Source organism: Nocardioides humi (assembly GCF_006494775.1).
Taxonomy (GTDB): Bacteria; Actinomycetota; Actinomycetes; order Propionibacteriales; family Nocardioidaceae; genus Nocardioides; species Nocardioides humi.
Window position 1 is genome coordinate 2,193,093 of record NZ_CP041146.1, and the last position, 12,859, is coordinate 2,205,951.

General features: G+C 70.6%; 12 protein-coding genes. 5 read left to right on the plus strand and 7 right to left on the minus strand.

Translation table 11 applies throughout. The features are described 5' to 3' along the window. Positions 1-307 precede the first annotated feature (307 nt). A complete protein-coding gene (locus FIV44_RS10875; protein ID WP_141004452.1) occupies positions 308-2,260 on the plus strand; it encodes a 2-oxoacid:acceptor oxidoreductase subunit alpha in 1,953 nt (650 codons plus the stop codon). Further along, positions 2,257-3,420 carry a 2-oxoacid:ferredoxin oxidoreductase subunit beta gene (locus FIV44_RS10880; RefSeq protein WP_181411105.1) on the plus strand — a complete coding sequence of 388 codons (1,164 nt, stop codon included), beginning with the start codon at positions 2,257-2,259 and terminating at the stop codon, positions 3,418-3,420. The genes FIV44_RS10875 and FIV44_RS10880 overlap by 4 nt, the downstream gene beginning before the upstream one ends. A gap of 73 nt (positions 3,421-3,493) precedes the next feature. Here FIV44_RS10880 and FIV44_RS10885 read toward each other — a convergent pair whose 3' ends face one another. Then, positions 3,494-3,937, minus strand: a complete 444-nt coding sequence (locus FIV44_RS10885; protein ID WP_141004453.1) for a hypothetical protein — start codon at positions 3,935-3,937, stop codon at positions 3,494-3,496. Between the two features lie 116 nt (positions 3,938-4,053). Between FIV44_RS10885 and rarD the strand changes: the two genes are divergently transcribed. Next, complete coding sequence (rarD, locus tag FIV44_RS10890; protein ID WP_141004454.1) at positions 4,054-4,962, plus strand: EamA family transporter RarD; 909 nt, start codon at positions 4,054-4,056, stop codon at positions 4,960-4,962. Between the two features lie 94 nt (positions 4,963-5,056). Here the strand turns inward: rarD and FIV44_RS10895 are convergent, their stop codons facing one another. The 5 genes from FIV44_RS10895 to FIV44_RS10915 form a co-directional block, all read right to left on the minus strand. Continuing rightward, positions 5,057-5,560: a flavin reductase family protein gene (locus FIV44_RS10895; protein ID WP_141004455.1), complete on the minus strand. Its 504-nt coding sequence runs from the start codon at positions 5,558-5,560 to the stop codon at positions 5,057-5,059. Positions 5,561-5,642: 82 nt separating this feature from the next. Beyond that, the gene (locus FIV44_RS10900) at positions 5,643-6,587 is read right to left on the minus strand and encodes a polyprenyl synthetase family protein (RefSeq protein WP_141007829.1); all 945 of its coding nucleotides are present in this window, start codon (positions 6,585-6,587) and stop codon (positions 5,643-5,645) included. A gap of 134 nt (positions 6,588-6,721) precedes the next feature. Beyond that, positions 6,722-7,678, minus strand: a complete 957-nt coding sequence (locus FIV44_RS10905) for an AAA family ATPase (protein WP_141004456.1) — start codon at positions 7,676-7,678, stop codon at positions 6,722-6,724. Next, positions 7,668-8,090: a ribulose bisphosphate carboxylase small subunit gene (locus FIV44_RS10910; protein WP_141004457.1), complete on the minus strand. Its 423-nt coding sequence runs from the start codon at positions 8,088-8,090 to the stop codon at positions 7,668-7,670. Before FIV44_RS10910 ends, FIV44_RS10905 begins: the two co-directional genes overlap by 11 nt. A gap of 13 nt (positions 8,091-8,103) precedes the next feature. Then, positions 8,104-9,558, minus strand: coding sequence for a form I ribulose bisphosphate carboxylase large subunit (locus FIV44_RS10915; protein WP_246086915.1), 1,455 nt, complete (start codon positions 9,556-9,558; stop codon positions 8,104-8,106). A 121-nt stretch (positions 9,559-9,679) separates the two neighbouring features. Here FIV44_RS10915 and FIV44_RS10920 point away from each other — a divergent pair, with 121 nt between their 5' ends. Both FIV44_RS10920 and FIV44_RS10925 read left to right on the plus strand, forming a co-directional pair. After that, entirely contained in the window at positions 9,680-10,576 is an 897-nt protein-coding gene (locus FIV44_RS10920) for a LysR family transcriptional regulator (protein WP_219996391.1), read from the plus strand. 35 nt (positions 10,577-10,611) lie between these two features. After that, entirely contained in the window at positions 10,612-11,616 is a 1,005-nt protein-coding gene (locus tag FIV44_RS10925; protein WP_141004459.1) for a class I fructose-bisphosphate aldolase, read from the plus strand. 30 nt (positions 11,617-11,646) lie between these two features. On the opposite strand, the gene FIV44_RS10930 is transcribed toward FIV44_RS10925, so the two are convergent. Beyond that, a complete protein-coding gene (locus FIV44_RS10930) occupies positions 11,647-12,852 on the minus strand; it encodes a GAF domain-containing sensor histidine kinase (RefSeq protein WP_219996392.1) in 1,206 nt (401 codons plus the stop codon). Positions 12,853-12,859 lie beyond the last annotated feature (7 nt).

Genomic DNA, 12,859 nt, shown 5'->3' on the forward strand with positions numbered 1-12,859 from the left:
GATAATACACATTAGTGAGTTAAGAGACTCGCTCGTTAGACAAATCGACGGCCCGCATGGCCGAGGTCACACGACGACCCCCGCGACGCGCGGGTGCCCATCAGGCGGCGCCGAGGCGGGATGGGGTACGGCGGCGGACTATCGTGTCGAGAAGGGGTTGTCGAGTTGCGCCGATCGGGCGGCCCGGCCCGAGCTGGACAGGTGTCCACCAAAAGTGGAACGCGTTCTAGATTGACTCTAGAATCGACCCACCTGTCGCCGCGGCCGCACCCCGGCCGCCGTCGATGTCGAGAGAAGTGGAGCAGGCGTGAGTCAGACCAAGCAGGTCAAGCAGTTGGATCGGGTGATCATCCGGTTCGCGGGTGACTCCGGCGATGGCATGCAGCTGACCGGTGACCGGTTCACGCAGGAGTCGGCGGTGTTCGGCAATGACCTGGTCACGTTGCCGAACTTCCCTGCAGAGATCCGCGCCCCGCAGGGCACGATCCCCGGGGTCAGCTCTTTTCAGATCCATTTCGCCGACCACGACATCCTCACCGCCGGGGACCGCCCGGATGTGCTGGTCGCGATGAACCCCGCCGCACTCAAGGCCAATCTGGGTGATCTGCCGCGGGGGGCGACGATCATCGTGGACACCCACGACTTCACCCAACGCAACCTCGACAAGGCCGGCTACACCTCCAACCCGCTCGACAAGCTCGGCGAGGTCGATGATGTGTTGGCGGGGTTCGCGGTGCAGCCGGTCGACCTGACCGGGATCACCATCGCGGCCGTGGCGGAGTTCGGGCTCTCGCGTAAGGACGCGGCACGGGCGAAGAACATGTTCGCCCTCGGGCTGCTGTCCTGGATGTACGGGCGCCCCACCGAACCCACGGTGGCGTTCTTGAAGAAGAAGTTCGCCAAGGTCCCCGCGATCCTCGGCGCGAACATCGCCGCATTCCGCGCGGGGTGGAACTACGGCGAGACCACCGAGACCTTCGTGGTCCAGTACGAGATCAAACCCGCCGTCATGCCCACCGGCACCTATAGGAACATCACCGGCAACCTCGCCCTGTCCTACGGGTTGGTTGCGGCCAGTGTTCGTGCCGGTGTACCGCTCTTCTTAGGCTCGTATCCGATCACCCCGGCCTCGGACATCCTCCACGAACTGTCCAAGCACAAGGGGTTCGGGGTGACCACCTTGCAGGCCGAGGACGAGATCGCCGGGATCGGCGCCGCGATCGGCGCCTCCTTCGCCGGCCAACTCGGCGTCACCACCACCTCAGGGCCCGGGATCGCGCTCAAGTCCGAAGCCATCGGACTCGCGGTCATGACCGAACTCCCCCTGGTGGTCGTCAACGTCCAACGCGGCGGCCCCTCCACCGGCCTGCCGACCAAGACCGAGCAGGCCGACCTCCTCCAAGCCATGTACGGCCGCAACGGCGAAGCCCCCGTCCCCATCATCGCGCCGCAGTCACCCGGAGACTGCTTCGCCGCCGCCCTCGAAGCCGCCCGGATCGCGATCACCTACCGCACCCCCGTCTTCCTCCTCTCCGACGGCTACCTCGCCAACGGCTCCGAACCCTGGGCCATCCCCACCATCGACGACCTGCCGGTGATCGAGCCCGGCTTCGCCACCGGGCCTAACAAGGATGGGGAGTTCTTGCCCTATCTGCGTGACGAGGCCACCCTCGCCCGCCCGTGGGCGCCGCCGGGTGTGGCCGGCCTGGAGCACCGCATCGGTGGTCTGGAGAAGGCCGATGTCACCGGCAACATCTCCTACGACCCGGTCAACCACGACCACATGGTCCGCCTGCGCGCCGCCAAGGTGCAGCGCATCGCCGACTCGCTGCCCCCCTTGCAAGTCGATGATCCGAGTGGGCAGGCCAAGGTCCTCGTGATCGGGTGGGGCTCCACCTACGGCCCCATCGGCGCCGCCTGCCGCCGCGTGCGCCGCGCCGGCAACCACGTGGCCCAAGTCCACCTGCGCCACCTCAACCCCTTCCCGAACGATCTGGGCGAGATCCTCCAGGGCTACGACAAGGTCCTGGTGCCCGAGATGAACCTCGGCCAACTCTCCCGCCTGCTGCGCGCGGAGTTCTTGGTCGACGCCCAGGGCTACAACCACGTCTACGGCCTCCCCCTCAAGGCCGCCGAGCTCGCCGAAGCCATCGGCATCCTGGTGGGCGAGGCCGAAGGCCGCGAGGTCGACCTCGGCGAACACGGCCTCAATCTTCCCGCCGACCACGAGACCAGCCCAGAGGAGGCACCCGTCCGATGACTGCCAACAACCTGGCAGACCTGCCCATGCCCGCACATCATTCGGCGGGCACCGCTCTGGTGCCCCGGCTGGCCGAGGGCCAGACCCAGACCGGCAAGGACTTCTCCAGCGACCAAGAAGTCCGCTGGTGCCCCGGCTGCGGCGACTACGCCGTCCTCAAGGCCGTCCAGTCCTTCCTCCCCGACCTCGGACTAGCTCGGGAGAACATCGTCTTCGTCTCCGGGATCGGCTGCTCCTCGAGGTTTCCCTACTACCTCGACACCTACGGCATGCACTCCATCCACGGCCGCGCCCCCTCCATCGCCACCGGCATCGCAGTAGCCCGCGAGGACCTGTCCGTGTGGGTCGTCACCGGCGACGGCGACGCGCTGTCCATCGGCGGCAACCACCTCATCCACGCCCTACGCCGCAACGTCAACATCACCATCCTGCTGTTCAACAACCGCATCTACGGCCTCACCAAAGGCCAATACTCACCCACCTCCGAAGTCGGGAAGATCACCAAATCCACCCCCACCGGATCCCTCGACCACCCCTTCAACCCCGTCTCCCTCGCCCTCGGCGCCGAAGCCACCTTCGTCGCCCGCACCATCGACTCCGACCGCAAACACCTCACCAACGTCCTCGCCGCAGCCGCCGCCCACCGCGGCACCAGCCTGGTCGAGATCTACCAGAACTGCCCCATCTTCAACGACGGCGCCTTCGACACCCTCAAGGGCATGGGCGAGCACAAAGACACCAAGGAACACGCGATCATCCCGCTGGTCCACGGCCAGCCCATCACCTTCGGCACCCGCGACAAGACCGACGGACCCCTGACCGACGGCCCCCTGACCGGACTCGGCGACAAAGCCCTCATCCGCAGCGCCGCGGGCGGAGTCGAGGTCGCCGACACCACATCCGTCCCGATCGAGCAGATCATCGTCCACGACGCACAGAACCCCGACCCGTCCACCGCGTTCGCGATCTCACGGCTCACCGACGCCGGCTACCTCAACCGCAGCCCCATCGGCATCTTCCGCCAGGTCCAGCGCCCCACCTACGACGACCAGGCCCGCGCCCAGGTCGCCACCGCCAGCAAGACCGCCACCACCCACGGCAGCCCCGAGGAACGCCTCACCACCCTCATCAACACCGGCGACACCTGGACCATCGACTGACCGGACCGCCCGGAGAACGCGACGCGCCGCCGAGCACAGCTCGGCGGCGCGACGCGTCGTACGACCCCGCGGGTCAGCGGCGGGAGTACACGGTGAACTTCGTGGTGGCCTTGGCCCACACCGCGTCACCCTTGGCGACGACCTTGTACTTGGTCTTCTTGCGGTTGATCGCCCGGACGTAGACCTTCTTGGTGAGGCCGTTGCCCTTGGTCTTGACGTTGGCGTGCTTGCGCCACTTGCCGCCGCGCTTGACGAAGACCTTGATCTTCACCTTCGGCGAGAGCGGGTCGACGGCGAACTTGGCCCACAGGCGCTTGCCGTAGCAGCCCGCCTCGGGGTGCGGTCCGCAGTCGGCGATGTAGACCTGACGCGGGTTCGGGCCCTTCTTCGCGGCGACGGTCGTGGTCGGCTCGACCTGGATCGACTCGGCGTGCGCGGCGGTCGGTGCGAGCGTCAGCCCCAGCAGCGCAGCCGTGAAGGCCGCCACCAGGACCGAGATGGAGCGAGTGAATCGCATAAGGGACTCCCCCTCGAGATCGGGTTCGTTCGTGGACACGACCTTCGTGCCCACCGGAAAGCGACCTGAAACCACCTCGCCCACACGAGACGGGGCCACGTCGCTAGGGTCCCAGTGTGTCGGATGACCGTCGCGGCTTCACCCTCGGGTTCCTCGCGTACCTGATCTGGGGCGCCTTCCCCCTCTACTGGCCGCTGCTCGAGCCGAGCGGTCCCGTCGAGATCCTGGCCCACCGGATGGTCTGGTCGCTGGTCGTGATGGGCGTCCTCGTGGCCGTGCTGCGGCGTACGGCGGCGCTGCGGGCCGTGCTGCGCAGTCGTCGTACGACGCTCCTGCTCGTCGTCGCGGCCGCCACCATCACGGCGAACTGGGGCACCTACATCTACGGCGTCAACAGCGATCGCGTCGTCGAGACGTCGCTGGGGTACTTCATCAACCCGCTCGTCACCGTGCTGATGGGCGTGCTGATCCTCGGCGAGCGACTGCGCGGCCCGCAGTGGGCGGCGCTGGGGATCGGCGCGGCGGCGGTCGTCGTCCTGACCCTCGACCACGGGCGGCCGCCGGTGATCGCGCTGGTGCTGGCGTTCTCGTTCGGCACCTACGGGCTGGCGAAGAAGTCGGCCGGGGTCGGGGCGATCGAGAGCCTGACCTTCGAGACCGCGGTGGTCGCGCCCTTCGCGCTGGGCTACCTGTGCTGGCTCGGCAGCGCCGGGCGTGCGCACTTCGCCGGCGAGGGCGCGGGCCATGTGGCGCTGCTGGTCGCGAGCGGGGTGGTGACCGCGGTGCCGTTGCTGTGCTTCGGCGCGGCGGCCACCCGGGTGTCGATGACGACGCTCGGGCTGCTGCAGTACCTCACGCCGGTGCTGCAGTTCGCCCTGGGGGTCACCGTGCTGGGCGAGCACATGCCCGCCGGCCGGTGGATCGGGTTCGGCCTGGTCTGGCTGGCGCTGGTCGTCCTCACGGCCGAGGCCCTGCGACACCACCGCCGCCAGCTGGTCCTGGCCGCCGAGTCCTCCGCGGCGTGAGCGGTCCGCGGCGCCGGCAACGGGGCCGGTAGCGGCCTCGCGCGGCGGCGACGGGGTGCGCGTCGCCGCCGCGCGAGGCGTTCGTGGGGGGCGCTCAGGCGGAGCGCTCCAGGCGGCCGAAACCGCTGCGGTGGAAGACGAGGGGCTCGCCGGCGTCGCCGTGGTCGACGGCGTGCACCCGGAGCAGCACGATCACGTGGTCGCCCGCCTCGACCTCGCGGTAGAGCGAGCAGGTGAACCGGACCAGGCCCTCGTCGAGGGTCACCGCGCCGTCGTCCCCGACCGTGACGGGAAGGCCGGCGAAGCGCTCGTCGACGGGGCCGGAGAGCTGGCGGCACACGGCGCCGTGGTGATCGGCCAGGACCGTCACGCCGACGCTGCCGGCCCGGCGAAGGTCCGGCCAGGTCCGGGAGCCGCTCGCGAGCGAGATCGACACCAGCGGCGGCTCCAGGCTCACCGAGGTGAACGAGCTGGCCGCGAGGCCCACGGTCCGGCCGTCCACCTCGGCCGCGAGGGCGACCACGCCGGTCGGGAACGCCCCGAACGCCCGGCGCAGGGCGACCGGGTCGAGGTCCTGGTTCGTGGCCATCACGCTCATGCCGACAAAGTTAACTCGTATAGTCGAGTTTCACGAGGCCGGGTGGCGACGATTCAGCCGAGCCCGTGACAGGCCGAGCCGATCACGCCGAGCGGACCGCCACGACGTCCGCGAACGCCTCCAGCGCGGAGCGGACCGAGCCCTCGGGGAGGATCTGCAGCAGCTGCTTGGCCTCCTGGGAGCGGGCGACGACGTAGGCCCGGGCCTCGTCCATGGCGGGGTGCTTGCGGAGCAGGTCGAGCGCCTCCGCGTGGAGCTCGGCGTCGTCGGCGAGGTCGGTGCGCTCGGGGTCGAGCAGCTCGCGCAGGCGGGCGTCGGCCGGGTCGCCGGAGGCGCGGGCCATCAGCACCGGCAGCGTGGGGACGCCCTCCTTGAGGTCGGTGCCGGGGGTCTTGCCCGACTCCGCGCTCTCGGAGGCGATGTCGAGGATGTCGTCGGAGAGCTGGAACGCGGTGCCGACCAGCTCGCCGTACGCCGTGAGCGCGGCGACGATCTCCGGCGCGGCGCCGGAGAACAGCGCGCCGTAGTGGGCCGAGGTGGCGATGAGGGAGCCGGTCTTGCCGGCGACGACCTCGAGGTAGTGGGCGAGGGCGTCCTCGCCGGGCCCCGGCTTCACGGTCTCCAGGATCTGGCCCTCGACCAGGCGGGTGAACGTCTCCGCCTGGATCCGGACCGCCTCGGGGCCCAGCCGGGCGGTGAGCTCGGACGACTTCGCGAACAGCCAGTCGCCGGTCAGGATCGCGACCAGGTTGTCGTAGCGGGCGTTGGCCGAGTCCTCGCCGCGCCGCAGGGCGGCCTCGTCCATGACGTCGTCGTGGTAGAGCGAGCCGACGTGCGTGATCTCCACGACGCACGCGGCGGTGAGCACCTCGTCGGCGCCGGGGCGGGGGCCCGCCTCGGCGGCCAGCAGCACCAGCAGCGGCCGGAACCTCTTGCCGCCGGCGGCCAGCAGGTGACGGGCCGCCTCGGTGACGTACGGCGCCCGGCTGGACGCGTGCTCGAAGAGGGCCTCCTCGACCGTGGCCATCCGCGCCCTGAGCCGGTCGGCGAGGGCGGTGTCGTCGATCGGCAGGGCCAGGTCGGCGGGACGCGCATCAGGGTCACCTGATGAAGTCTCCCGCACGCGCCACCGTTTCGAGAACCCGACCTGCCGCCATCGCCTCAGAGGGTCGTCGTGCCGGGGATCGCGTCCGCGGTGGCAGGGCGGAACAGGCTGCTGCCCCGGACATCCTCGTCCACGAGCGTGACCAGGTCCTCCCGGGTCAGCGGCTGGCGCAGCTCCACCAGGCGCTTGGCCTGTCGGAGCCGGCACCGCTCGACCGCGTTGCGGACGCTGCGGGCGTTGGAGAATCGAGGCTTCTGCATGCGCAGCGCCAGATAGTCCGCGAACGCCTCGCGCGCAGCCGGAGCGAAGCGGAAGTTCTCTCGCTCGACCATCAGGTCGGCGATCCGCACCAGCTCCTCGTGGGTGTAGTCCTCGAAGGAGATGTGGTGCGGCACCCGGGAGGACAGGCCGGGGTTGGCGGAGAAGAAGGTGTCCATCCGGTCCTCGTAGCCGGCGAAGATGACCACCATGCTGGCCCGCTCGCTCTCCATCTCCTGGAGCAGGATCTCGATCACCTCCTGCCCGTAGTCGCGCTCGTTCTCGGGCCGGTAGAGGTAGTAGGCCTCGTCGATGAAGAGGACGCCGCCCGCGGCCCGGGCGATCGCCTCCTTGGTCTTCGGGGCGGTGTGGCCGATGAACTGGCCGACCAGGTCGTCGCGGGTGACCGTGTGCACCCGCGGCGTGCGGATATAGCCCAGCGCGTGGAGGATCTGCGCCATCCGCTGGGCGACGGTGGTCTTCCCCGTGCCGGGACCGCCGGTGAAGCTCATGTGGAGCGTGGGCCGCGACGAGCTCAGCCCGAGCTGCTGCCGCGCCCGGTCGACCAGCAGCAGGGCGGCGATCTCGCGGACCCGCTCCTTGACCGCCGACAGGCCCACCAGGTCGGCCTCCAGGGAGTCGAGGGTCTCCTCGACCTGGCGCCGCGCCTCGTCGGCGTCCAGGTCGAACTGTTCCTCGGCCTGGATCTCCTCCTCGGCCTGGATCTGCTCCTCGGCCCGGCCCTCAGCCGCCATAGCGCTCACCCGGCGGCGCGGTCGCGGCGTACGGACGGATGCCGTAGGCCTGCGCGCGGCCCGGCCCCTCGGTCCGGGTCAGCTCGAAGCCGGGCTCGGCCGGCGGGCGCTGGACCAGGAAGGACAGCGCCGTGGTCTGGCGGCCCAGGCTGGCGTCGTAGGCCAGCACCCGGACATAGTGGTGCGGAAAGGTCGACCGGCAGGCGTTGATCTCGGCCAGCACGCCGTCGGGCTCGATCAGGTCGAACAGCGGCAGCCCCCACATCTCCCAGTAGACGTTGCGGGCGTGCGGGTCGTCGGTGTGCTCGACCGACACCGGCCAGCCGTGGTCGAGGGCGTAGCGGACCTGGAGCGCGATCTCGTCGTCGGTCAGGTCGGGCAGGTAGGAGAAGGCTCCGTGGCGCAGCAGCATCGGCTCGTCCCTTTCAGTACGACGGCGTGGGCACCGCGTCCGGTGCGTCGGTCGAGGTGTAGTCGAAGGTGACATCACCCCAGGTGGCGAGCGCGGCCTCGAGCGGCTTGTTGCGCTCGGCGGCGGCGCGCAGCACGTCCGGGCCCTCGCGGAGCAGGTCGCGACCCTCGTTGCGGGCCTTGACGACGGCCTCGAGCGCGACCCGGTTCGCCTCGGCGCCGGCGGCGACGCCGAGGGGGTGGCCGATGGTGCCGCCGCCGAACTGCAGGATGACGTCGTCGCCGAACAGGTCGAGCAGCTGGTGCATCTGGCCGGCGTGGATGCCGCCGGAGGCGACCGGCATGACCCCGGGCATGCTGGCCCAGTCCTGGTCGAAGAAGATGCCGTTGGCCGGGTTCGTCGGGATGTGCTCCTCGCGCAATGTGTCGTAGTAGCCGCGGGTGGTGGCGGGGTCGCCCTCCAGCTTGCCGATGACGGTGCCGGCGTGGACGTGGTCGACGCCGATCAGCCGGCACCACTTGGCGATCACCCGGAAGCTGACGCCGTGCGTCTTCTGTCGCGTGTACGTCGAGTGGCCGGCGCGGTGCAGGTGGAGCAGGACGCCGTTGCGGCGGGCCCAGTGCGCCATCGACTGCATCGCGGTGTAGCCGATCGTCAGGTCGATCATCACCACGACGCTGCCCAGCTCCTTGGCGAGCTCGGCGCGTTCGTACATCTCCTCCATGGTGGCGGCGGTGACGTTGAGGTAGTGGCCCTTGACCTCGCCGGTCTCGGCCATCGCCCGGTTGACGCCCTCCATGCAGTAGAGGAAGCGGTCGCGCCAGCGCATGAACGGCTGCGAGTTGATGTTCTCGTCGTCCTTGGTGAAGTCGAGGCCGCCGCGGCAGGCCTCGTAGACCACCCGGCCGTAGTTGCGAGCGGACAGGCCCAGCTTGGGCTTGATGGTCGCGCCGAGCAGCGGGCGGCCGTACTTGTTGAGGTGCTCGCGCTCCATGACGATGCCGTGGGCCGGACCCTGAAAGGTCTTCACGTAGGCGACCGGGATCCGCATGTCCTCCAGCCGCAGCGCGGTGAGCGGCTTGAAGCCGAAGACGTTGCCGATGATCGAGCTGGTGAGGTTGGCGATCGAGCCCTCCTCGAACAGGTCGATGTCGTAGGCGATGTAGGCGAAGTACTCGCCGGGACGGCCGGGCACGTCCTCCACCCGGTAGGCCTTGGCCTGGTAGTGGGTGTTGGCCGTGAGCCGGTCGGTCCACACCACCGTCCAGGTGGCCGTCGACGACTCGCCGGCCACCGCGGCCGCGGCCTCGATCGGGTCCACGCCGGCCTGCGGGGCGACCCGGAAGACGGCGAGCACGTCGGTGTCCTTCGGCTCGTAGTCGGCGTCGTAGTAGCCCATCGACGCGTAGCTGTGGACGCCCGGGTCCCACCGGTCCTGCTGATCCTTCTCGACCTCGGCGATGGCCACGGCGCGCTCCTTCTGCTCAAGCTGCTCACAACTGGTCTCGGGCATCACCCTGCGCCAGAAACTGTTCAACGACAATGGAAATGTTTGTACCGACCCTTCATCGATCGATTAACATTTGCTCATGAGCGGGGTGACCTGGGCACGGATGCGGACCTTCGTCACCGTGGCCGACACCGGCAGCATCCGGGCCGCCGCCGAGCAGCTGCACGTCACCGAGCCCGCGGTCTCCGCGGCCGTCGGCCACATCGAGCGCCACCTCGGCGTCGAGCTGCTGAGCCGCGAGGGCCGCGGGATCCGGCTGACCCAGAGTGGGCACACCTACGCCCGCTACTGCCGCACCCTGCTCGGGCTCGCCGAGGAGGCCGAGACCGCGGTCCGCGCCGCCACCTCCGGGCGACTGCGGATCGGCGCCGTGGCGACCGCCGGCGAGACCGTGCTGCCCCGGCTGCTCGCGACCTTCCGGGCCCGCTACCCCGACGTCGAGCTGAGCCTCTCCGTGCGCCCTCGCGACGAGCTGTTCGCCGAGCTCGACCAGCACCAGGTCGACCTCGCCGTCGCCGGCCGGCCACCGCACGGCTCGGGTCTGGTGTCGGTCGCGCGGCGGCCCAACCGGCTGGTCGTCGTCGCCGCGCCTGGGTACGACGTCCCGCCGGCCACCGCGACCTGGCTGCTGCGCGGCCGCGGCTCCGGCACCCGCCGGACCTGCCTGGCGCTCCTCGAGCAGCGCCAGTGGCAGCCGCCCACGCTGACCCTGGGCACGCACGGTGCCGTCCTCGCCGCCGCGCGGGAGGGCCTCGGTCTGACCCTGGTGCACTCGGACGCCGTGGCCGACGCGCTGCGCGAGGGCGCGCTTCGCGTCGTACCCGTGCCGGGGACACCGCTGGACCGCCCGTGGCACCTGGTCACCGCCGGCGCCGCTCCCCCGGCGGCGGAGCTGTTCGTCGAGCACGTCTGCGGCCACGTCGACGGCCGGGGCGAGGACTTCGGGTTCCACCCTCACAACCGCCCGCAGGGGTGACGAGCCCGGCCACCGCCCGGCGGAACCCTGGGGACATGCGCACCCTCGCCGACACCGCCCTGTCCCTCGTCAGCTCCGGGCGCGGCATCCTCGCCGCCGACGAGAGCGTCCGCACCATGTCCCAGCGGCTGGAAGCCGAGGGCGTCCCCGCCACCGAGGAGAACCGCCGCGCGTACCGCGAGCTGCTCGTGTCGGCGCCCGGCCTTCGCGACAGGGTCAGCGGCGTGATCCTGTGTGACGAGACGCTGCGGCAGCACGCGTCGTTCGGCGACGTCGACCTGGCCTTCCCCGAGGCCTGTCACCGCTGGGGCGTTCTGCCCGGCATCAAGGTCGACACCGGCACCACGCCGCTCGCCTTCGGGGAGGGCGCCCTGGTCACCGAGGGCCTCGACGGGCTGCGCGACCGGCTGAAGGAGTACGCCGGCCTGGGCGCCGCCTTCGCGAAGTGGCGCGCCGTCATCGACGTGGCCTCCGCCTCCGATCACGCCCTGAAGGCCAACGCCCACGCCCTCGCTCGCTATGCGGCGCTGTGCCAGGAACAGGGGCTGGTCCCGATCGTCGAGCCGGAGGTGCTGTGCACGGGTGACCACGACCTCGACCGGTGCGCCGAGGTCACCGATCGCGCCCTTGCCGCGGTGTTCGAGCAACTGGAGGCACAGCACGTCGACCTCGCCGGGATGGTCCTCAAGCCCAACCTGGTGACGCCCGGTCTCGGAGCCGTCCCGGCACCGGCGGACCAGGTCGCCGCGGCGACCCTGAAGGTGCTCGACCGCCGGGTGCCTCCGGCCCTCCCGGGGATCGCCTTCCTCTCCGGTGGACACGACAACGTGACCGCCTGCCGGTACCTCGCCGCGGTCAACGCCGCAGCCGGTGAACGGAGCTGGAGGCTCACGTTCTCCTTCGGCCGGGCGCTGGTCAGCGACGCCCTACGCCGCTGGGGCGGCGAGGAGGCTCACCGCGACGAGGCCCAGGCGGTACTGCTGGCCAACTGCGCCCGGGCGGCCGACGCGATCGCGGGCCGGGCGCCGGCCGCAGCCTGACCCTCGATCCTCATCCCGGACCGGGCAGGCTCAGCGCTCCGGCGCACCGCTCGGCAGCGGGAACTCCACGATCACCGCGGTGCCGCGGCCCTCGATCGAGTCGATCCGCAGGGTCGCACCGACGAGCGCAGCGCGCTCGACGATCGACTCGAGTCCGAAGTGCTCGGCCGCTGCGGAACGGCCCCGTCCGCGAACCGCCTCGACGTCGAAGCCCGCACCGTCGTCGGTGACACCGAGGACGGCCGCGTCGCCCACACGGCGCAGCGAGAGTACGACACGCTGTGCCTCCGCGTGCTTGATCGCGTTGTTGAGGGCCTCCTGAGCGATCCGGAAGAGCGCCGCAGCCGCGTGGTCGGGCACTGCCACGAACTCCGACTGGTCGTCCGTGCGGAACTCGACGTCGACTTGCGGGAGAATCTGGCACAGCGACTCCAACGCGGCCACCAACCCGAGGTCCTCCAGGAGCAGCGAGTGCAGCCCGGTGATCGCGGCCCGGGTCTCGTCGTAGGCCAGGCCAGCGAGGCGGCGGGCGGCCGCGATCTCGCCGAGCGCACCCGTGAGCCGCGGATCGACGACCTCCTCCGTACCGCGCAGAGCGGCCGCGAGACCGGTGTGCGCGGCGCTGAGATGGAAGGAGAGCGAGGCGAGCGCCTGGGTGACCCCGTCGTGGAGATCGCCGGCGATCCGACGCCGCTCGGCCTCCTGGGCCGAGATGGCCTGGGCGATGAGCCGGTCCCGCATCGCATGATGGTCCTCCGCGTCACCACGGAGGCCCTCGGCGTACAAGCGGATGCCGACCAGGTCGGCGAGCCGCTGGGCGCGCGCAAGGTCGTCGGCCTCGAACGGCCGACGGTCCCGGCGGTGCACCGAGACCACGGCGACGATGGTGCCCTCCAGCCCGTGCGCAGGAACGCAGAGTCGCGACACGACCTCCTCTTCATCCAGGCCCAGCAGAGCACGGTGGTGCGGGTTGCGGGGAGAGTCGTCCACGATCGTCACCGAGTTGCCGCTGTGAGCGACCAGGCCGACCACCCCGTACCCCACGGGCACCCGCAACTCGCGCGCCGCGGCGGAGTCGCCGGGATGGGCGCCGCCCACGGTCAGGTCGGTGTCGACGACGATGAACACCGTCGCTCCATCGGCCTCGAAGAGCTCGGCGAACGCCCTCCCCACGCCGCGCAGGTCCACTTCCCCGGGGACGACGAGAAGCTCGTGAATCCGCGTCAGGTCAGCCACGGCGAAC